16 protein-coding genes and 2 pseudogenes are annotated in these 19,327 nt (G+C 70.1%); 4 read left to right on the forward strand and 14 right to left on the reverse strand.

The annotated features are described in order from the left end of the window. Position 1 precedes the first annotated feature (1 nt). The 4 genes from ABZ464_RS12075 to argC form a co-directional block, all read right to left on the reverse strand. Complete coding sequence (locus tag ABZ464_RS12075; protein ID WP_359274660.1) at positions 2–1,195, reverse strand: acetylornithine transaminase; 1,194 nt, start codon at positions 1,193–1,195, stop codon at positions 2–4. Then, entirely contained in the window at positions 1,192–2,127 is a 936-nt protein-coding gene (gene argB, locus ABZ464_RS12080) for an acetylglutamate kinase (RefSeq protein WP_359274663.1), read from the reverse strand. Before argB ends, ABZ464_RS12075 begins: the two co-directional genes overlap by 4 nt. A gap of 160 nt (positions 2,128–2,287) precedes the next feature. Continuing rightward, complete coding sequence (gene argJ, locus ABZ464_RS12085) at positions 2,288–3,439, reverse strand: bifunctional glutamate N-acetyltransferase/amino-acid acetyltransferase ArgJ (protein WP_359274666.1); 1,152 nt, start codon at positions 3,437–3,439, stop codon at positions 2,288–2,290. Further along, on the reverse strand, positions 3,436–4,464 hold the full coding sequence (gene argC / locus ABZ464_RS12090) for an N-acetyl-gamma-glutamyl-phosphate reductase (RefSeq protein WP_359274669.1): 1,029 nt from the start codon (positions 4,462–4,464) through the stop codon (positions 3,436–3,438). The genes argJ and argC overlap by 4 nt, the downstream gene beginning before the upstream one ends. Before the next feature lie 229 nt (positions 4,465–4,693). On the opposite strand from argC, the gene ABZ464_RS12095 reads away from it, so the two are divergent. Further along, the gene (locus ABZ464_RS12095) at positions 4,694–5,356 is read left to right on the forward strand and encodes a hypothetical protein (RefSeq protein ID WP_359274672.1); all 663 of its coding nucleotides are present in this window, start codon (positions 4,694–4,696) and stop codon (positions 5,354–5,356) included. Positions 5,357–5,399: 43 nt separating this feature from the next. Here ABZ464_RS12095 and ABZ464_RS12100 read toward each other — a convergent pair whose 3' ends face one another. The 6 genes from ABZ464_RS12100 to ABZ464_RS12125 all read right to left on the reverse strand — a co-directional run bounded on the left by ABZ464_RS12100 (position 5,400) and on the right by ABZ464_RS12125 (position 13,312). Continuing rightward, entirely contained in the window at positions 5,400–7,889 is a 2,490-nt protein-coding gene (locus ABZ464_RS12100; protein WP_359274675.1) for an alpha-L-arabinofuranosidase C-terminal domain-containing protein, read from the reverse strand. Between the two features lie 298 nt (positions 7,890–8,187). Beyond that, positions 8,188–9,177 carry a zinc-dependent alcohol dehydrogenase family protein gene (locus ABZ464_RS12105; RefSeq protein ID WP_359274678.1) on the reverse strand — a complete coding sequence of 330 codons (990 nt, stop codon included), beginning with the start codon at positions 9,175–9,177 and terminating at the stop codon, positions 8,188–8,190. Continuing rightward, positions 9,174–10,061 carry a carbohydrate ABC transporter permease gene (locus ABZ464_RS12110; protein ID WP_359274680.1) on the reverse strand — a complete coding sequence of 296 codons (888 nt, stop codon included), beginning with the start codon at positions 10,059–10,061 and terminating at the stop codon, positions 9,174–9,176. The genes ABZ464_RS12105 and ABZ464_RS12110 overlap by 4 nt, the downstream gene beginning before the upstream one ends. Then, positions 10,058–11,017, reverse strand: a complete 960-nt coding sequence (locus ABZ464_RS12115) for a sugar ABC transporter permease (RefSeq protein WP_359274683.1) — start codon at positions 11,015–11,017, stop codon at positions 10,058–10,060. The genes ABZ464_RS12110 and ABZ464_RS12115 overlap by 4 nt, the downstream gene beginning before the upstream one ends. 95 nt (positions 11,018–11,112) lie before the next feature. Then, positions 11,113–12,468 (reverse strand): sugar ABC transporter substrate-binding protein, encoded by a 1,356-nt coding sequence (locus ABZ464_RS12120; RefSeq protein ID WP_359274686.1) that lies wholly within the window; start codon positions 12,466–12,468, stop codon positions 11,113–11,115. An 82-nt stretch (positions 12,469–12,550) separates the two neighbouring features. Next, positions 12,551–13,312, reverse strand: a complete 762-nt coding sequence (locus ABZ464_RS12125) for a DeoR/GlpR family DNA-binding transcription regulator (RefSeq protein ID WP_359274688.1) — start codon at positions 13,310–13,312, stop codon at positions 12,551–12,553. Positions 13,313–13,704: 392 nt separating this feature from the next. Here ABZ464_RS12125 and ABZ464_RS12130 point away from each other — a divergent pair. The 3 genes and pseudogenes from ABZ464_RS12130 to ABZ464_RS12140 form a co-directional block, all read left to right on the forward strand. After that, positions 13,705–14,118 (forward strand): annotated as a pseudogene (locus ABZ464_RS12130) (XdhC family protein); the annotation flags it as partial. A 97-nt stretch (positions 14,119–14,215) separates the two neighbouring features. Next, positions 14,216–14,806 (forward strand): annotated as a pseudogene (locus tag ABZ464_RS12135) (ATP-binding protein); the annotation flags it as partial. A 13-nt stretch (positions 14,807–14,819) separates the two neighbouring features. After that, positions 14,820–15,704 carry an aldo/keto reductase gene (locus tag ABZ464_RS12140; protein WP_359274691.1) on the forward strand — a complete coding sequence of 295 codons (885 nt, stop codon included), beginning with the start codon at positions 14,820–14,822 and terminating at the stop codon, positions 15,702–15,704. Between the two features lie 132 nt (positions 15,705–15,836). Here ABZ464_RS12140 and ABZ464_RS12145 read toward each other — a convergent pair whose 3' ends face one another. The 4 genes from ABZ464_RS12145 to ABZ464_RS12160 are packed head-to-tail and all read right to left on the reverse strand — an operon-like array spanning position 15,837 to position 19,229. Beyond that, the gene (locus ABZ464_RS12145; RefSeq protein WP_359274694.1) at positions 15,837–17,264 is read right to left on the reverse strand and encodes a glycosyltransferase 87 family protein; all 1,428 of its coding nucleotides are present in this window, start codon (positions 17,262–17,264) and stop codon (positions 15,837–15,839) included. Next, positions 17,261–18,127, reverse strand: coding sequence for a class I SAM-dependent methyltransferase (locus ABZ464_RS12150; RefSeq protein ID WP_359274697.1), 867 nt, complete (start codon positions 18,125–18,127; stop codon positions 17,261–17,263). Before ABZ464_RS12150 ends, ABZ464_RS12145 begins: the two co-directional genes overlap by 4 nt. After that, positions 18,124–18,765 (reverse strand): DUF2064 domain-containing protein, encoded by a 642-nt coding sequence (locus tag ABZ464_RS12155; RefSeq protein ID WP_359274700.1) that lies wholly within the window; start codon positions 18,763–18,765, stop codon positions 18,124–18,126. The genes ABZ464_RS12150 and ABZ464_RS12155 overlap by 4 nt, the downstream gene beginning before the upstream one ends. Positions 18,766–18,776: 11 nt before the next feature. Beyond that, a complete protein-coding gene (locus ABZ464_RS12160) occupies positions 18,777–19,229 on the reverse strand; it encodes a hypothetical protein (RefSeq protein ID WP_359274702.1) in 453 nt (150 codons plus the stop codon). Positions 19,230–19,327: the final 98 nt, after the last annotated feature.

Below are 19,327 nucleotides of genomic sequence, written 5' to 3' on the forward strand. Positions count from 1 at the left end.
CTCATTCTCCGGATCCGTCCCCGCTGGCTGTGTCGAGGATGCCGGGCAGCGCCCCGAGGAACGCCTCCACCGCGTCGTCGCCGAGGTTCAGCGGCGGCATCAGCCGGACGACGTCGGGGGCGGGCGCGTTCACGAGGAATCCGGCCTCCTGAGCCGCCTGCTGCACCTGGGGCGCGAGCGGCTCGGAGAGCACGATACCCAGGAGCAGACCCGCGCCCCGGACATAATCGATCAACGGGTGGCCGAGACCCTCGATCCCGCCGCGCAACTTCTCGCTCTGCCGCTTGACGTTCTCCAGCAACCCCTCGTTCTCGATGGTGTCGAGGACGGCGAGGCCGGCCGCACAGGCGACGGGGTTGCCGCCGAAGGTGGTCCCGTGGTGGCCCGGCTGGAGCAGGTCCGCGGCCCGCCCGAAAGCGACCGTCGCGCCGAGCGGCAGCCCGCCGCCGAGGCCCTTGGCCAGGGTCACGACATCCGGCAGGACGCCCTCGTGGGCCTGGTACTCGAACCACTGCCCGGTCCGGCCGATACCGGTCTGCACCTCGTCCAGGACGAGGAGCGAGCCGGTGGCCGCGGTGATCGCCCGCGCCGCCTTCAGATAGCCGGCCGGGGGCACGACGACGCCGTTCTCGCCCTGCACCGGCTCGATGATCACCAGGGCGGTGTCCTCGGTGACCGCGGCGGCCAGCGCCTGCGCGTCGCCGTACGGGACATGGGTGACGTCGCCGGGCAGCGGCAGGAACGGCTCCTGCTTGCCGGGCTGGCCGGTGAGCGCGAGGGCGCCCATGGTGCGGCCGTGGAAGCCGCCCTGGGTGGCGACCATGTGGCGCCGCCCGGTGAGCCGGCCGATCTTGAAGGCGCCCTCGTTGGCCTCGGCGCCGGAGTTGCAGAAGAACACCTTGCCGTCCCGGCCGAAGTGGCGCAGGAGCCGTTCGGCGAGGGCGACGGGCGGCTCGGCGATGAACAGGTTCGACACATGGCCGAGGGAGGCGATCTGCCTGCTGACCGCCTCGACGACGGCCGGGTGGGCGTGGCCGAGCGCGTTGACCGCGATACCGCCGACGAAGTCGACGTACTCCTTGCCGTCGGCGTCCCACAGCCGGGCGCCCTCGCCGCGCACCAGTGGCAGCCGCGGGGTGCCGTAGTTGTTCATGAGCGAGCCCTGCCACCGGGTGGTCAGTTCCTGGTTGCTCACGCGGACTCCCCCTGCTGTTCGTCGGGCACGACCATCGTGCCGATGCCTTCGTCGGTGAAGATCTCCAGCAGGATCGAGTGCTGCACCCGCCCGTCGATGACCCGGGCGGTGCGTACGCCGCCGCGTACGGCGTGCAGACAGCCCTCCATCTTCGGGACCATGCCGGCGCTGAGCTCCGGCAGCAGCTTCTCCAGCTGGGAAGCGGTGAGGCGGCTGATCACCTCGTCGGACTCGGGCCAGTTCTCGTAGAGGCCCTCGACATCCGTGAGGACCATGAGGGTCTCGGCGCCCAGCGCAGCAGCGAGTGCCGCAGCCGCCGTATCAGCATTGACGTTGTAGACATGTCCGTCGTCCTGGGAGCGGGCGATGGAGGAGACGACCGGGATACGGCCGTCGGCGAGCAGGGCCTCGATCGCGCCCGTGTCGATCGCGGTGATCTCGCCCACCCGCCCGATGTCGACGAGCTCGCCGTCGATCTCGGGCTGGTGCTTGGTGGCGGTGATGGTGTGCGCGTCCTCGCCGGTCAGACCGACGGCGAGCGGCCCGTGCTGGTTGAGCAGTCCGACCAGCTCGCGCTGGACCTGTCCGGCGAGCACCATCCGTACGACGTCCATGGCGTCCTCGGTGGTGACGCGCAGGCCCGCCTTGAACTCGCTGACGATGCCGTGTTTGTCGAGGGCGGCGCTGATCTGCGGGCCGCCGCCGTGCACGACGACGACGTTGAGGCCGGCGTGGCGCAGGAAGACGACGTCCTGGGCGAACGCGGACTTCAGCTCCTCGTTCACCATGGCGTTGCCGCCGAACTTGATGACGACCGTCCTGCCGTTGTGCCGGGTGAGCCAGGGCAGGGCCTCGATGAGGATCTGGGCCTTGGGGAGCGCGGTGTGCTTACGCGTCGGGGACTTTCGCTCTTCTGAGTGATTGACCGTCATAGCCGACTTTCGGAAGAATTCGGAGCGCCGCCGGGCGGGCGGTGTTGGCCTACGGAGGCGGCGTAAGACTCAACCCGGACTTGTCCGGGAAGAGCGGCCGCCTGTGAACCAGGAACCCTCGTCGGTGACGACGAGGACCCGCGACAACCAAGCGGGCACGTCAAGAGGAGTACGCGCTGTTCTCGTGGACATAGTCGGCCGTCAGGTCGTTGGTCCAGATCACCGCAGACTCATTGCCTGCCGCGAGGTCTGCCGTGATGCGGACCTCGCGGTAGCGCATGTCGACCTTGTCGCGGTCCTCGCCGACGCCGCCGTTCTTGCAGACCCAGACGCCGTTGATGGCGACGTTGAGCCGGTCGGCCTCGAAGGCGGCCTGCGTGGTGCCGATCGCGGAGAGCACCCGGCCCCAGTTGGGGTCCTCGCCGTGGATGGCGCACTTGAGGAGGTTGTTGCGGGCGATGGAGCGGCCCACCTCGACGGCGTCGTCCTCGGAGGCCGCGTTGACCACCTCGATCCTGATGTCCTTGCCGGCGCCCTCGGCGTCGCGGATGAGCTGCTGGCCGAGGTCGTCGCAGACGGACCGTACGGCGGCGGCGAACTCCTCGTACTCCGGGGTGACTTCGGAGGCGCCGGAGGCGAGCAGCAGGACGGTGTCGTTGGTGGACATGCAGCCGTCGGAGTCGACCCGGTCGAAGGTGACCCGGGTGGCGGCGCGCAGCGCCTTGTCCAGGGTCTCGCTGTCGACGTCGGCGTCGGTGGTGAGGACGACGAGCATGGTGGCGAGGCCGGGGGCGAGCATGCCCGCGCCCTTGGCCATGCCGCCGACGGTCCAGCCGTCACCCTGGGCGACGGAGGTCTTGTGGACGGTGTCGGTGGTCTTGATGGCGATGGCGGCCTTCTCGCCGCCGTGCTCGGAGAGCTGGGCGGCGGCGGTCTCGACGCCGGGCAGCAGCTTGTCCATGGGGAGCAGGACGCCGATGAGCCCGGTGGAGCAGACGGCGACCTCGCCCGCGCCCACGCCCAGCACGTCGGCCACCTTCTCGGCGGTGGCGTGGGTGTCCTGGAAGCCCTTCGGTCCCGTACAGGCGTTGGCTCCGCCGGAGTTGAGGACGACGGCGGCGAGCTGCCCGCTCTTGAGCACCTGCTCGGACCACAGGACCGGCGCGGCCTTCACACGGTTGGAGGTGAAGACGCCCGCGGCGGCGCGGCGCGGCCCGGTGTTGACCACGAGGGCCAGGTCGGGGTTGCCGTTCTCCTTGATCCCGGCGGCGATGCCGGCCGCCGTGAATCCCTTGGCTGCCGTGACACTCACGGTGCGACTCCGATCGTCGAGAGCCCTGTGTTCTCGTGGAACCCGAGGGCGATGTTCATGCTCTGGAGGGCACCACCGGCCGTGCCCTTGGTGAGGTTGTCGATGGCGCTGATCGCGATGATGCGGCCCGCCGCCTCGTCGTACGCGACCTGGATGTGAACGGCGTTGGAACCGTGGACGGACGCGGTCGCGGGCCACCGGCCCTCGGGCAGGAGGTGCACGAAGGGTTCGTCGGCGAGGGCCTTCTCGTAGGCGGCGCGGACGGTCTCGGCGGTGACGCCGGGCTTCGCCTTGGCGGTGCAGGTGGCGAGGATGCCGCGGGACATCGGCGCGAGGGTCGGTGTGAAGGAGACGGAGACCGGCTCGCCCGCCGCCGCGCTCAGGTTCTGGATCATCTCGGGCGTGTGCCGGTGGCCGCCGCCGACGCCGTACGGCGACATGGAGCCCATGACCTCGGAGCCCAGCAGATGCGGCTTGGGCGCCTTGCCCGCGCCGGAGGTGCCGGAGGCGGCGACGATCACGGCCTCGTTCTCGGCGATGCCGGCGGCGTAGGCCGGGAAGAGCGCGAGTGAGACGGCCGTGGGGTAGCAGCCGGGGACCGCGATGCGCTTGGACCCCTCCAGCGCGGCGCGGCCGCCCGGCAGTTCGGGGAGGCCGTACGGCCAGGTCCCGGCGTGCGGGGAACCGTAGAACTTCTCCCAGTCGGCCGCGTCCCGGAGCCGGAAGTCGGCGCCCATGTCGACGACGAGGACGTCCGGGCCGAGCTGTTCGGCGACGGCGGCGGACTGCCCGTGCGGGAGGGCGAGGAAGACGACATCGTGTCCGGCGAGGACCTCGGCGGTGGTCTCCTGCAGGACCCGGTCGGCCAGCGGCAGCAGATGCGGCTGGAGTCCGCCCAGCTTCTGGCCGGCGTTGGAATTGCCGGTCAGGGCGCCGATCTCGACCTCGGGGTGCGCGAGGAGCAGGCGCAGCACTTCGCCGCCCGCATACCCGCTCGCTCCGGCCACTGCCGCACGTACCGCCATGGACTCCTCCTCCTTGATGGCATGACTATACGTTTCGCTGCACTTTTATGCAATCCATGCGTGATCCACGCAGGGTGGCCCGTCCCGCCGATGACAGAATCGGTCACTCCGCGATCATGCCCAGAAGCCGGAGGACTCAGTGCCCCCCGTCTCCCCGACTTCAGCACGCGGGCCGAAGAGGACGACGAGACTGCGAAGACTGCGAGGAGAGGGATTCACCGTGATCGCCATGACGCCGATAACCGGCCTCGATCTCACCGGTTTCACCGAGCGTGAGCCGGGGGTGTGGACCGATGACGCGGGGCTGGTGCTGTCGGTCCACTTCTTCCCGGTGGTGCCGGACCTGCCGGCCCCGCTGCACGAGTTCCAGCGGCTCCGGGCGGGGCTGGCGCACCTCACGGCCGGGGCGGGCGGCGGTCTCATCGAGGCGGTGCCCGATGCCGTCGACGGCGTCCCGGCCGTGCGCCAGCTGGTGAAGGTGCCGCTGGGCAGCCGGCCGGGGCAGGCCTTCATCGGCAGTGTCACGATCCCCAGGGCGGCGTGCAGCACCGTGGTGAAGGTGCAGGCCGCCGAGGGCTCGATGACGGGGATGCGGGAGGCGGTGATCATGGCCCAGGTGGGGCCGGACGCCTATTTCCGGCCGCACCCGTACGTGGAGGGCGGGATCGGCGGTCTGCCGTCCCACACGGGCGACGACGAGCAGTGGGACGCGCGGTTCCCGGAGCATCCGCTCACCCTGGTGCGGGCCGCGCTGGCGCGGATCACGCCGACGGTGACCTTCGACGACCGCTTCAAGGGGCTGCCGCCGTTCGACGGACCGGTCGCCCCGGCCCCGCCGGCGCCGCAGGCGCCTGCGGCCAAGCGCGGCTGGTTCCGCCGGAACGGCGGCTGAGGGGCGGGCGTGGCCGGTTGCCGACCGCGCCCGCCCGGACCGGCTACCTCTGCTTGATCCGCAGGAACGTGATCGAGTTCGCCGGGAAGGTGTACGTGAACCTGTCGGCGACGCCGGTGAAGGTGGACGTCACCGGCGCGACCGGGGTCGCCGTCTCCGTGTTGACCGCGTTCGGGGCGGCGGTCAGGGTCGTCACCCGGGCCTTGGCGGAGACCTTCGCGCCGCCGAGGTCGATCGCCGTGCGGGCGTCGGCCGACTGGGCGTTGACGACCTTGACGATCAGGTCGCCGGTCTTCCTGTCCTTGGTGACGACCTGGCGGAACGGCTCGGCCGGCTTGTCGTCGGTGAAGCTGCCCCACTCCTGGCCGTCGAGGTAGAGGGTGACCTGGCGGCCCCGCACCTTGACGTCGATGTCGTAGGCGCGGCCCGTCTCGATGGTCCCGGCCTTGGAGATCAGGGTGGACTTGCCGCCGTCCACGGCCTGCTCGACGGCGGTGGTGGTGTTGTTCCAGCCGCCGAGGTTCCACCAGTAGTAGTTGCCGGTGTCCTTGACGCCGAAGGCGACGAGGAAGCCCTCCTTGCCGGACTTCTTGGTGGCCTTCACGTGCAGGTCGTAGTCGTGCCAGTTCACGTCACCGGCGGAGACCATGGTGTTCTCGGCGGCGACGTCGGTCTGGACGTACTGCCCGTCCTGGAGGGACCAGCTGCCGCCCCCGGTGTGGCTCCACTGCGAGGCGTCGCCCGAGAAGTCGTCGCTGAGCAGCGTGCCGCCGCTCGCGTCCGTGACCTTCACGTCGTCGTACGCCGCCGTCGTCGCCCAGGTCGACAGGCCGACGGCGCCGCTGATCGGGCCCTGGAGGGACGGGGTGCCGGTGGCCGTCGAGGGGACCACGCGGTCGCCGACGTTGGTCATGAACAGCTTCTGGACCTCGTAGTTGGCGGAGTTCCAGGCGGCGTGGTTGTTGAACCACACCATGTCCGGGCTCCACTGGACGTAGTCCTCGTTCGCGAACAGCGGGGCGTAGGAGGCCAGCTTGACGACGTCCGCGTTGCGTTCCAGGCCGGTCATGAAGGCGGCCTCGGCGAGGCCGTTCTTGAAGGCGTTGCCCCAGGAGGCGTACTCGCCGAGGAAGACCTTCGGGCCGCTGCGGTCGTAGGAGTCGTAGCGGTCGTTGTTCTGCAGGAACCACTGCGGGCTGTTGTAGTAGTGCTCGTCGACCATGTCGACCTTGGCGTCCCTGTTGAGCTGCCAGGCCGTGTCGAAGGTCGAACCGGCGTCGTCCGGGCCGGAGTTGGAGATCACCGTGATGTTCGGGTACTTGGCCTCGATCGCGGTGCGGAACTCGTTGAAGCGGGCGAAGAACTCGTTCGGGAGGTTCTCCTCGTTGCCGACCTCGATGTGGGTGAGGTGGAAGGGCTTCGGGTGGCCCATCCGTGCGCGGAGCTTCCCCCAGGTGGAGGTGACCGGGCCGTTGGCGAACTCGATGAGGTCGAGGGTGTCCTGGACGTGCCGTTTGAGCAGGGCGTCGTCGACGACGGCCTTGTTCTGGCCGCAGCCGGTCACCAGGGCCGGGACGACGGGCAGCGGCATCGCGCCGATGTCCTCGGCGAGGCGGAAGTACTCGTAGTAGCCGAGGCCGTAACTCTGGTTGTAACCCCAGAAGTTGGAGTTCGTGGCCCGCTCCTCGACCGGGCCGACGGTGTCCTTCCACTGGTAGGAGCGGGCGCGCTGCCAGTTCGAGGCCTCGCTGTAGTCCTGCATGGAGCCGGTGTTGACCAGGCAGCCGCCGGGGAAGCGGACGAAGCCCGGGTGCAGGGCGGCGATCTTCTCGGCGAGGTCCTTGCGCAGGCCGTTGGGCTCGTGCTTGTAGGTGTCGCGCGGGAACAGCGACACCATGTCGAGCGCGGCCGCGTCCGAGGAGGCCACGGTCAGCCGGCCGGTGCTGCTGGTGCGGGTGGCGACGAAGGTGGCCTGGTACTTCGCCCAGCCGCCCGTGCGCACGGCGACCCGGCGGGCGGTGGCCAGCGTGCCGTCGGCGTCCTGGAGGGAGACCGTCAGCGTCGTACCGGCCTCGGCGCGGGCCCACACCGAGAAGTCGTACTTCTTGCCCTCCTCGACGTGCACCCCGGTGTTGTAACCGGCGTTCGTCACGGACGAACCGGCGGCCAGGGAGAGGTAGTCGCGGTTGCGGTCGTTGAGCCGGCCGTCGTCGTTCACGACGTTCGCCGAACCCGAGACCGTCCAGGAGGTCAGCGGGGTGTACGAGCGGTTGTCGACGGTCGCGTACTCGAAGGACCGGTTCTGCACCAACTCGGCGTACAGACCGCCGTCGGCGGCCCGGTTGATGTCCTCGAAGAAGACGCCGTACATCGTGTCGTCGATCTTCGCGCCCTTGGCGGTGGGGTCGACGGTGATGGCGTAGTCGGTGGTGTCGGCGGCTCCGGCGGGGGTGGCGGGGACACCTCCGACGGCCAGGAGGAAAGCGCTTGCTCCGAGGGCGAGTCTCAGACGGTTGCGGGTGGTGCGTGGCATGTACGCTCCGCGGCTCTTGGGGTCGGTGTGCAGTTGTGGCTGATCAGCGCTCGCCATGTTCGACATACTGAACACTGGTCAACACTTCGAACGGCAAGATAGAGACGGGGCATGAGCGCGTCAATGGGGCGGGCACGTATCGTCGGCTTGACGGCTGCTCACAGAACAGCCGCGCGGCCGGCTCGGCTTCGACGGCCTGGTCGTCGGCGACCACGACGCCAGACCGTCGTACAGCTCTACGCACGCGCCGAACACGCCGGTGTCGTCAGGCCCGTTCGGCGACTCGTCGCACCCGGGGTCAGGGCAGCACGACGATCTTGCGGCCCTGGCCGGCGGCGAACCGGTCCAGCGCGGTGGGGTACTCCGCCAGTGGCATCCGGTGGCTGATGAACACCTGGGGATCGAGCACACCGGTGGCGAAGAGCTCCGCAGCCCGCTCGTAACTGTGCAGCACCGCCATGGATCCGGTGATCGTGATCTCGTGGTTGTAGATGCGGTACGGCGAAATCCTGGCCGTGGTCGCGTAGTCGGAGACCCCGAACTGAAGGAAGGTTCCGGCTTTCGCGACCCGCTCCAGACCGTCCTGGATGGCGGCGGCGTTGCCGGTCGCGTCGATCACCACGTCCCAGCCGGCAGGCCGCCCCAGCTCGTCGGCGGACAGGCCCGCTCGGGAGCAGCCCAGTTTCTCCGCCGTGGCCAGCCGCTCCGGGTTCACGTCGACGACGTCCACCGAGGCGGCACCGGTGCGCTTGGCCAGTTCCAGCATCATCAGGCCCATCGTCCCGCTGCCGTAGATGAGCACATGGGCGCCGAGCCTGCTGCGCAGCACGTCGTAGCCGCGTACCGCGCAGGACAGCGGTTCGATCAGGGCGGCGTCCTGGATGTCCACGTGATCGGGCAGCCGTACGCAGTTGGCGACGGGTGCCACGGCGTATTCGGCAGCGCCACCGGATCGGGTCACGCCGATCGCCTGCCAGCGGTCGCAGAGGTTGTTGCGGCCGAGGCGGCAGTAGCGGCACTCGTTGCAGTACAGCGAGGGGTCCACGGCCACTCGATCGCCGATCTTCAGCTCGGTGACCTCGCTGCCCAGGCCCACGACCTCGCCCGCGAACTCGTGACCCGGTACGACCGGCAGGGTCGGCGCGAACTCGCCCTGGAGAATGTGCAGGTCGGTGCCGCACAGGCCACAGGCCGCCACGTCGACCACGACGTCGCGCGGCCCGGGCGTGGGGTCGGGCACCGTGGTGACGGTGACCTTGCCGGGAGCTTCGATGACGGCGGCTTTCACTTGACTGCTCCTAGGGACAGGCCGCGGACCAGTTTGTCCTGGGCGGCGAAACCGGCGATGAGGACCGGCAGGGACACGAGCGTGGCGGCGGCGCACAGCCGGGCGAGGAAGAGGCCTTCGCTGGTGATGAACCCGACCAGGAAGACCGGGGCCGTGGAGGCGTTCGTCGCGGTGAGGTTCACGGCGAACATGAACTCGTTCCAGCTGAAGATGAAGCAGATCAGCGAGGTGGCCGCGAGTCCCGGCATGGCGACCGGGGCTACGATCCGCAGCAGGACCGTGGGCAGGCCCGCGCCGTCGACCTCGGCTGCCTCCAGGATCTCCTTGGGCACCTCGGCGAGGAACGAGCGCATCATCCACACCGCGATCGGCAGGTTCATGGCCGTGTAGAGGATGATCAGCGTCCACACGTTGTCCAGCATCCCGGCGTCCTTGACGATCAGGTACACGGGCAGCAGGGCCGCGATGGCCGGCAGGAACTTGGTGGACAGGAAGAAGAACATCACGTCGGTCCACTTCTCGACCGGCTTGATGGACAGCGCGTAGGCGGCCGGCACCGCGAGGGCCAGCACCAGGACCGTCGAAATGACGCTCGCCATGACCGAGTTGAGGAGGAAGGGGGTGATGTCCCGGCTGAACAGCAGCTTGTACTGGTCGAAGGTGAGGGAGGCGAAGGGGGTCGGCGGGTTGGTCGCCGCGTCCGACTCCTGGTGGAACGAGGTGAGGACCATCCACGCCACCGGCGCGAAGAACGCCAGCGTGGCGAGCCAGGCGACGAAGGTCCACAGGGGAGACAGCTTCGGCGTACCGCCGTGGTGGTCACGTCGGCGAACGAGCTTCCGCAGCCTCGCGCCGGGCGCGACGACCGTCGTGTGAGCGCTCATCGGGACACCTCCTCGCGGAACAGCGACGCGATGGTGCGCAGCGCGAAGGTCGCGATCACGATCGAGCCGAGGACGACGACCACACCCGCGGCGGCCGCCTGGCCGTACTCGTACTTGCGGAACATGGTCAGGTAGATCTCGTACGGCAGATTGGTCGTCTGCGAGCCGGGGCCGCCCTGGGTGATCGTGTAGACCGCGTCGAAGGTCTGCACGATGTAGATCGTGCCGAGCAGGACGCCCAGCTCGATGTACTGGCGCAGATGCGGCAGCGTGATGTGCCGGAAGGTCGCCATGGCCGAGGCTCCGTCGACCTTCGCCGCCTCCAGGACGTCACCGGGCTGCGCCTGCAGACCGGCCAGGAGGATCAGCATCATGAACGGCGTCCACTGCCAGACCAGCGAGATCACGACGGCCGGCATCGGGTACGAGGACACCCAGTCGATCGTGGGGCCGTTCTCCGCGCCGAAGAGGCGGTGGACGGCGTTGAGGGTGCCGTTGAGCAGGCCGTAGTCGGGGTTGTAGAGGGCGTGCTTCCACAGCAGCGCCGCCGCGACCGGCATGACCAGGAACGGCGCGATGAGCATCGTGCGCGCCAGGCCCCGTCCGACGAACCGGCGATCCAGCAGCATCGCCAGGCCGAGACCGAGAACCACGCTGATGAGCACGACGGACGCGGTGAGCACGACGGTGTTCAGGACCGCGGTGCGCAGTCGCTCGTCGGTGAAGACGAACGTGAAGTTGGCCAGGCCGACGAAGTGCCTCTCGCCCGGCTTGAGGATGTTCCACTGGAGCGTGGAGATCACGATCGTGGCCACGAAGGGCAGTTGGGTGACGATGACGGTGAAGACGAGCGCCGGCAGCAGCGGGACGCGGCGCTTCCACCTGCCGACGCCGGTGGAGGGGCGCGGACGCCTGGGCGGTGACGCTGTTTCGGGGGGAACGGTGAGCGTGGTCATGGACTTTCCTCCGCCGGTGAGGCGACCGGCTCGCGGCCGGGTAGGGGGAAGCGGGGCCCGGCCGGGGGGAGGGCCGGCCGGGCTGTTCACAGAGGTCACCGGTAGTTCTTGGCGACGTCCTCGGCGAGCTTCTGGCCGTCGTCGAGCGCCTTGTCCACGCTGGTCCTGCCGGCGATGGCGGCGGAGATCTCCTGGGTGACCTTGGTGCCCAGGTCCTGGAACTCGGGGATGGCGACGTACTGGACGCCCACGGTCGGCCGTGGCTGGACGCCCGGGTCGGACGGGTCGGCTCCCTCGATGGACTTCAGGGTGATGTCACCGAACGCGGCGGCGGCCTTCTGGTACTGCGGGATCTCGTACGTGCTGGCCCGCTTGCCGGCCGGGACACGCGACCAGCCGAGCTTCTCGCCGACCAGCTTCTCGTAGTCCTTGCCGGAGGCCCACAGCATGAACTTCGAGGCGGCGTCGGCGTTCTTGGTGGTCTTGGGCATCGCCCAGGCCCAACTCCACAGCCAGCCACTGCTCTTGGTCGCGACGGTCGGCGCGTAGGCGTAGCCGACATGCCCTGCGATCTTGCTGGAGCTCGGGTCCTCCAGTGACCCGGCCGCACTGGTCGCGTCGTACCACATCGCGACCTTCTTCTGGCTCATGGCGTTCAGGCACTCGGTGAACCCGGCCTGCGGGGCGCCTGCCTCGCCGTGCTTCCTGACCAGGTCGACGTAGAAGTTCGTCGCCTTCTTGAACTCGGGGCTGTTGACCTGTGCCTTCCAGTCCTTGGTGAACCAGGTGCCGCCGAAGGTGTTGACCACGGTCGTCAGCGACGCCCCGAGTTCACCCCAACCTGCCAGGCCGCGCAGGCAGATGCCCTTCATGCCGGGCTCGGCGCCGTCGACCTCGGCCGCGATGTCGGCGACCTGCTGCCAGGTCGGGTGCTCGGGCACGGTGATGCCCTTCGCCGTCATGACGTCCTTGTTGTACATCAGGAAGGACGACTCGCCGTAGAACGGCAGGGCGTAGAGCTTGCCGTCCGAGCCGGACAGCGACGTGACCACCGGCTTGAGCAGGTCGGCCTCGTGGAAGCCCGTGTCCTTGGCGGCGTAGGAGCTGAGCTCGTGCAGCCAGCCGTTCTTCTGCCAGATCGGGATCTCGTAGGCGCCGACGGTCGCGACGTCGTACTGGCCGGCCTGGGTCGCGACGTCCTGGGTGACCTTGTCGCGCAGTTCGTTCTCGGGAAGGACCGTGAAGTTCACCTTGATGCCGGTGTCCTTCGTGAACGTGTCCTTCGTGAGCTTGGCGATGTCCTCCATCTGCGGATTGCCGACCATGAGGACGTTGATGGACTTGCCGCCGCCACCGGAGCTCGATGAACCGCCCGCCCCGCTACAGGCGACCAGCAGCGAGCTCGTGGCCGCGGCTGCGGCGAGGACATGGATCGTTCTCCGTATGCGCATGACTGACTCCAGGGGATGTCTCGAGGGCATGGGGAACCAAGCCCACGGGCTTGCGGGGAGGGGATGGGGTGATGAACGCGGCTCAGGCCCGGATGACTTCGGGGCCGAGCAGTGAGTAGCGGTGTGCTTCGGAGGCGGGCAGCCCGGCATCGGTGATGATCGCCTCGAACTCCGCCACTTCCGCGAAGCGGCAGAAGCTCACGGCACCGAACTTCGTGTGGACGCCGGAGAAGATCCGGCGTCTGGCGGCCTTGAGGACCTGAGCCTTGACCTCGCTGACCGCGGGATCGGGGGTGGTGAGTCCGTGGTCCCGGGAGATGCCGTTCGCGCCGACGTACGCCAGGTCGATGACGAAGCCGGACAGCATACGGGTCGCCCAGTGGTCGACCGTGGCCAGCGTCCCGCTGCGCACCCTGCCGCCGAGCAGCAGCACGGTGATGTTCTCGGCAGAGGACAGTTCGCCGGCGGTGACCAGCGAAGAGGTGACCACCGTCAGTGACCGGTCACGGGGTAGGGCTGCGGCGATGAGCTGCGGGGTGTAGCCCTCGTCGATGAAGACGGTCTCGGCGTCCCCGAGCAGTTCGGCCGCGGCGGCGGCAATGCGGGTCTTCTCGGGGACGTGCGTGATGGTCCGGAAGGCGAGAGTGGTCTCGAATCCCGCGCTTTCCACGGGATGAGCACCGCCATGGGTACGGCGGACCAGCCCGTGCCGCTCCAGGAGAGTCAGGTCGCGCCTCACGGTCTCCTTGGAAACCGTGAGGTCTTCCGCCAGCTGTACGACGTCCACGGATCCCGAACGGCGTGCCGCCTCCAGAATTGCCCGTCTTCGTTCATCGGCGTCCACAGCGACACCTCCATTTCACGGCTCCGCTTCGGTGGTCAAATTTCTACAAGGGGAACAGCGGTACTAGCCAGGTTCGTCGTTGAGCAGTTCATGACCGAATGTGCCCGTTTCCCGCGGTGCGGATTCCCGGAATGACGGCCTGGAGGGGTCGGTGGCGCGGAGAATCGCTGCCCGTTCGGTAGCCGGAGCGTGCCCGTCAGCTGCCCGTTTCTACTGGAGCGGAAGTCGTGGGGGGTAGGAATCCTTCCCCGTCACGGACTCTGCCGGTGGTGCAAGACTCCCGGCAAGACGGCCGACCCGAAGGCAATGGTCATGTCCGCTGTGCTCTCTCGGCGAAGCTCCCGGTGGACGCTCCACCAGCGGCCCATCCACTGCTCATGGAGTACAAGAGCATGCTGAACATCGCGGAAACCCTGCACCGCTGGTCCGGCGGACCCCACCCCTTCGCTCTGGCCACGGTCGTCGGTGTCCGGGGAAGTGCGCCTCTTCCGCTCGGCACCTCCCTGGCGGTCGACGCCGACGGCAATGCGGTCGGCAGCATCTCCGGGGGCTGTGTCGAGGGCGCCGTCCACGAGCTGTGCCTGCACCTGCTGCAGGACGGTGGTCCGGCACGACGAGCCCGGTTCGGCTACTCCGACGACGACGCCTTCGCCGTAGGCCTGACGTGCGGCGGCGAACTCGACGTGTTCGTTCAGCGGATCGATCCGGCCGCGCACCCGTACCTCGCCGACGTCCTGGCCGCCGTGATCGACGGCAGACCCGCCGCTGTCGCCCAGGTGGTCGACGGGCCGGAAGCCCTGCTGGGCGGCATGGTCCACGTCGACGGTGCGGACGCTCATCCCGGTGGCCTGCCCGGCCCGCTGAGTCGGCAAGTGACCGCACAGACGCAGGCGTTGCTGCACGCCAGGCGCACTGCGCTGGATCACCCACAGCATCGACACCGAGCTACTGGTGGCGGAGATCGGGGACTCGGTATCCCGTGTCTCCGGCCTCGTCGACGCGGCCAGGCAATACTCCCAGCTGGACCGGGCGCCGCAGCAGACCGTCGACGTCCACACGCTGTTGGAGGCGACCCTGACGATGCTGCGGGCCAAGATCCCGCCCGGCGTCACCGTGGTGCGACAGTACGAGCCGGACCTGCCGCGCGTCCTGGCGTACGGCGCGGAACTCAACCAGGTGTGGACCAACCTCATCGTCAATGCCCTCTACGCCATGGGCGCCGAAGGCACCCTGACCCTGCGCACCCGGCGGGACGGCGACCGGCTCCTGGCCGAAGTGGGCGACACGGGGCCGGGCATCCCCCCGGATGTGCGACCTCGCACCTTCGAGCCGTTCTTCACCACCAAACCCGTCGGTGAGGGAACGGGGCTCGGGCTGGACATCTCCTACCGCATCGTCGTGAACAAACACCATGGCGACATCCGGGTGGAGTGCCGCCCGGGAGAGACCTGGTTCCAGGTGTTCCTGCCGCTACCGGCAGACCTGCCGTCCTGAAGGTCGTGAATCCATGATCAACCTCACCCTCAACAACGGTGTCACCATGCCGGCCCTGGGCCTGGGAGTCTTCCAGAGCAGCCCTCAGGACACGGCCGACGCTGTCGCGAGCGCGCTGGCCACCGGCTATCGCCACATCGACACTGCCGCGGTCTACCAGAACGAGCGGCAGGTCGGAGAGGGCCTGCGCCGCTCGGGACTCGACCGTTCAGAGGTCTTCCTCGAGACCAAGGTCTGGGTCGGCGACTACGGCTCCGACGCGACGCCGCGCGCTTTCGACAAGGCGACACGCAAGCTCGGCGTGGAGTACCTGGACCTGCTGATCCTGCACCAGCCCGCCCCGAGCCGATTCGACGCGACCGTGGCCGCGTACACCGCCCTGGAGAAGCTCCTCACCCAGGGACAGGTGCGGGCCGTCGGCATCAGCAACTTCATGCCGGGCCATCTGGCCGAGCTGATCCGGCGCACGAACGTGGTGCCCGCGGTCAACCAGATCGAGCTGCACCCCTACTTCACCCAGCCGGCCGTGCAGCAGGCCGACGCCGAGCACGGCATCCTCACGCAGGCGTGGTCGCCGATCGGCGGGATCACCTTCTATCCCGGCTGGGGAGATCACCGTCGCAAAGTCATGGACGACCCCGCGATCACCGCCCTCGCTCACACGCACGGCAAGAGTCCGGCGCAGGTCCTGCTCCGGTGGCATTCGCAGCAGGGGCGCTCTGCCATCCCGAAGTCGACCGATCCCCGGCGGATCGCCGAGAACTTCGACGTCTTCGACTTCGCGCTCACCGACGACGAACTCGCCACGATCGACGCCCTCGACACCGGTGTCCGGCACGGACCCGACCCGGACGTGGCCCGCCCCGAAGTGTTCGACATGGTCATCCCTGACGCCTAGAAGACGCCCCTGTCCAGGCGGGGCCTGTCGACGCCGATCGTTCACCGAGACCACGACCTCTCACGCGAGTCTGCCGGCACGCGCCGGAGATTCGGCTCACAGAGGCCGACTGCGTTCGTTGGGGTACGGCTGTCAGTCCGTCCGTCGCGGCGAGCCCGCGCGGGGCCGCAGGCACGCGCCGGTGATGACGGCGACCGCCGCGGCGCCGTAGGCGCAGGCCTGGACGGGGAAGCCGGGCAGGAGAGGGCCCGCGAGGTACAGGGCGGTGCCGGCGAGGGTGACGGTCAGCCATTCCCAGCGGCCGTCCATGGCCACGAGAGCGATCACGAGCAGGGAGTACCACGGATAGCTCGGGGAGAAGACGAGCAGGGCGGTGCCGGTGAGCAGCAGGGCGCCGCGCCAGGGGCGGTCCGGGTCCCCGCGCCACCACACGTACAGGCCGAGCAGCGCCAGCACGGCGGCCGCGGTCACTCCCGCGGCGGCGTCCGGCAGCAGGAGCCTCAGCAGGGCGAAGCGGCGCACATGCCCGGGTTCGTATCCCTCCTCGTGGAGATAGCCGGGCAGATAGCCCAGGACCCCTGTGCCGGAGGCGACGACGTAGGGCACGTAGGCGAGCGCCACGGTGGCGACGGCGGCCCCGACGACGCGCAGGACGCGGACCGGTCCGCGTTGCCCGGACAGGGCTCCGGGCAGGGCGAGGACCGGCAGGAGTTTCACGGCGATCGCGGCGCCGAGCAGCGCGCCGCGGCGCGTTCCCGCGGTGGCGGTGCCGAGCGCGAGCACGAGGAACAGGACACCGAGGGTGTCGATATGGGCGTTGTTGACCGCTTCCAGGGCGACCGCCGGGCACCATGCCCACAGCGCGGCCCGGGCCGGGGCCCGCCGTGGGTCACCGCGCCGGCGCAGGACGCGGAGCAGGGCGAGCGTCGTACCGAAGGCCAGGACGGCACCGCCGACCTGGAGGGGCTTGTGGCGGCTGTCCGGCGGGGACAGCGTGTGCACCGCGAGATACCAGCCCTCGGCGACCGGGGGGTAGATGGTGGGGACGGTGGGCCGGTTGATACGGACGCAGACACCGTTGCGGGTGTGCGTGAGCCCCCAGCCCTCACAGGCTTCTCGCGTGGGGAACAGCCACTGGTCGCGCAGGCGGGCGAGTTCGGGTGCGGCGGGCGGGTGGGCGTACGGGGAGATCCCGGCGGCCTGGACGCGGCCGTCCCAGGCGTAGCGGTACATGTCGTTGCTGGTGCGCGGTTGCGCGGTGAGCCCGGCCAGGGCGACCGCGGCCGAGCCGACGAGCACGAGGACGGTCGCGGCGCGGACCGGGACCTTGCGCACCGTCCACGCGGCGGCGGCGAACAGGGCCCAGGCCACGGCGTATCCGGCCAGCAGCCGGCCGGCGGCGCTCTTGTTGTCGCCGGCCCGGAGGGTGAGGGCGATCACGGCGGTCAGTGCCGCGAGAAGGACCGCGGTCACGGCGGTCCGCAGGTGCGTGCTCCGGGCGGTGGGGTGTGCGGGCGAGGGTGCGGGATCCCGCCGGTGCAGGGTGACGACGTCGGTCATGGGCGGGCCGGCCCCCCGTACGACACGGGAGGTGGCGCGGCGTCGAGCCGCGTGTCCGGGCGGCGCAGTTCCAGGAAGGGACGGGCGTCGGTGGTCCACCGGCCGGTGGGGATCCAGCCGGTGGCGTCGGCCGCGCGCAGCAGGGCGGTGGTGCCCACCCGGGCCCAGGGAAAGGGGCGTCCGTGCCGGCCGTCACCGTCCTCGACGCGGACGACGAGACGTTCGTCCACGTCCTGCGGAGCGGCCTCGGCCAGCAGGCACCCGCCGGGGCGCAGCAGGTCACGCAGGCGGGCGAGCAGGGCCGTGGGGTCGCCGCCGATGCCGACGTTGCCGTCCATCAGCAGGGCCGTGGCCCAGCGTCCTTCGCCGGGCAGCGGGTCGAAGACGGACCGCCGCAGGGCGGTTCCGCCGTGACGGCGGGTCCGGGTGACGGCGGCCGGGCTGACGTCCACTCCGAGCGCCGGTATGCCCAGGTCGGCGAGCGCGGCCACCAGGCGTCCCGGTCCACAGCCGACGTCCAGGACCGGTCCGGAGCAGCGACGCAGTACGCCCCGGTCGGCGGCGTCGGGAGGGGCGCAGAAGCGCTCCACGTCCAGGGACAGCAGCTCGGCCGTCCCGTCGGGGCCCGTTGTCATGCGGCGCAGGAACAACGGGCCCCGGCCGGTGCGCAGGGCGTGACCGTAGAGGTCGTCCGTCCAGGTCTCCCCCGGACCGACGGGTGTACGGAGACCGGGACGGTGGCCGGGTCCACGCGACGGGGACGGCAGCCTGACGTCGAGGAGGGCGCGTTCCGGCCTGATGGGTTCCACCGGCTCGGTGCGGCCGGTGACAACCGTGGACGTCCGTGGTGCGGTGCCGCTCATCGGACGGTCTCCGCGAGGGAGGCGAGAGCGGCGGCGAAGCGGGATCCGGGCGGGCAGCAGGCGACCACCGAGGCGGCGTCGGCGGCGGTGTCCACGTCGCGCAGCGGGGGGAGGTCGCCGACGGTCAGTCCTGCCTCCACGAGCCGGTGGCGCTGTACGGCCCCGGTGCGGTCGGTGGACATCGGGACACCGCGTACGAGGTCCCCGGCACGGGCCGGATCGGCGAAGCCCAGCGCCCAGAACCCGCCGTCGGCCGCCGGGCCGAACCAGGCGTCGTGACCGTCGCGGCCGACACCGGCGAGCAGATCGGGGGTGAGGTGCGGGGTGTCCATGCCGACCAGCAGCGCCGGACCGTCGTCGCAGCGCTCGAAGGCGGCGGCGAGGCGTTCGTCGAGCCCGCCGGACGCCTGCGGCACGACCTCGAATCCCGGTGGCAGCCAGGGACCGGGGGCACCGTCGAGGACGAGGATCCGGCGCCGGGCGGGGACCCGGAGCATCGTGTGGAGCGTGTCGGTCAGCGCGGCCTCGGCGAGGACGGCCGCCTCCTGCGGGGTGTAGGGCGGGGTGAGGCGGGTCTTGACGCGGCCGGGCACCGGCTCCTTGGCGATGACCAACAGGGTGGCCGAACTCGCTTCCACGGCAGGAGAGTTCACAGCGCGCCTCCCGTGACCTGCGGGCCGGGGGCCGGGGCGTCGGCCGGCCGCTCGGCGAGAACGGCTCGCATGTCGCGCACGGCCCGCCAGGTGAGACGGGCCGGCTCCAGGTCGGCGAGCCGTGCGTGTACGGGCCGGGCACCGCGGGCGGTGGGCCGTCGTCGGCCGAGGACCAGATCCGCGGTGCCGTCGAGGCGGGAACGGGCGCCGGCGGGCAGCGGGCCGGGGTCGGGGGAGGCGTCGCAGTCGCAGTCGCAGAAGCCGACGACGTCGGCGGTGGCGGTGGCGGCGGCGGCGGTGAGGCCCGCGTGGCAGGCGGCGCCGAAGCCGCGCTTCGGTTCGATCGCACGCCGGCCGGGCGGAATCCGGTGCAGCACCCACGGCAGGGCTCCGGCCTCGTCGAGGCAGGGCGGCACGACGTCCACGGAAGAGGGGGAGGTCTCGATCACCTCACTCACCCTACGGACACAAAACCGGCATAAGGGGCGTCGCCTCCTTACGGAACCCTGACGTCGATCACCGGGTCCGTCCGTGGCGGGATCCGGGT

This window comes from Streptomyces sp. NPDC005820 (genome assembly GCF_040630255.1).
Lineage (GTDB): Bacteria > Actinomycetota > Actinomycetes > Streptomycetales > Streptomycetaceae > Streptomyces.

Excerpts from the sequence above, each read along its gene's own strand:
- argB (WP_359274663.1), bottom strand. The coding sequence starts at position 2,127 with ATGACGGTCAATCACTCAGAAGAGCGAAAGTCCCCGACGCGTAAGCAC.
- argC (WP_359274669.1), bottom strand. The coding sequence starts at position 4,464 with ATGGCGGTACGTGCGGCAGTGGCCGGAGCGAGCGGGTATGCGGGCGGC.
- ABZ464_RS12095 (WP_359274672.1), top strand. The coding sequence starts at position 4,694 with ATGACGCCGATAACCGGCCTCGATCTCACCGGTTTCACCGAGCGTGAG.
- ABZ464_RS12100 (WP_359274675.1), bottom strand. The coding sequence starts at position 7,889 with ATGCCACGCACCACCCGCAACCGTCTGAGACTCGCCCTCGGAGCAAGC.
- ABZ464_RS12110 (WP_359274680.1), bottom strand. The coding sequence starts at position 10,061 with ATGAGCGCTCACACGACGGTCGTCGCGCCCGGCGCGAGGCTGCGGAAG.
- ABZ464_RS12115 (WP_359274683.1), bottom strand. The coding sequence starts at position 11,017 with ATGACCACGCTCACCGTTCCCCCCGAAACAGCGTCACCGCCCAGGCGT.
- ABZ464_RS12120 (WP_359274686.1), bottom strand. The coding sequence starts at position 12,468 with ATGCGCATACGGAGAACGATCCATGTCCTCGCCGCAGCCGCGGCCACG.
- ABZ464_RS12140 (WP_359274691.1), top strand. The coding sequence starts at position 14,820 with ATGATCAACCTCACCCTCAACAACGGTGTCACCATGCCGGCCCTGGGC.
- ABZ464_RS12145 (WP_359274694.1), bottom strand. The coding sequence starts at position 17,264 with ATGACCGACGTCGTCACCCTGCACCGGCGGGATCCCGCACCCTCGCCC.
- ABZ464_RS12150 (WP_359274697.1), bottom strand. The coding sequence starts at position 18,127 with ATGAGCGGCACCGCACCACGGACGTCCACGGTTGTCACCGGCCGCACC.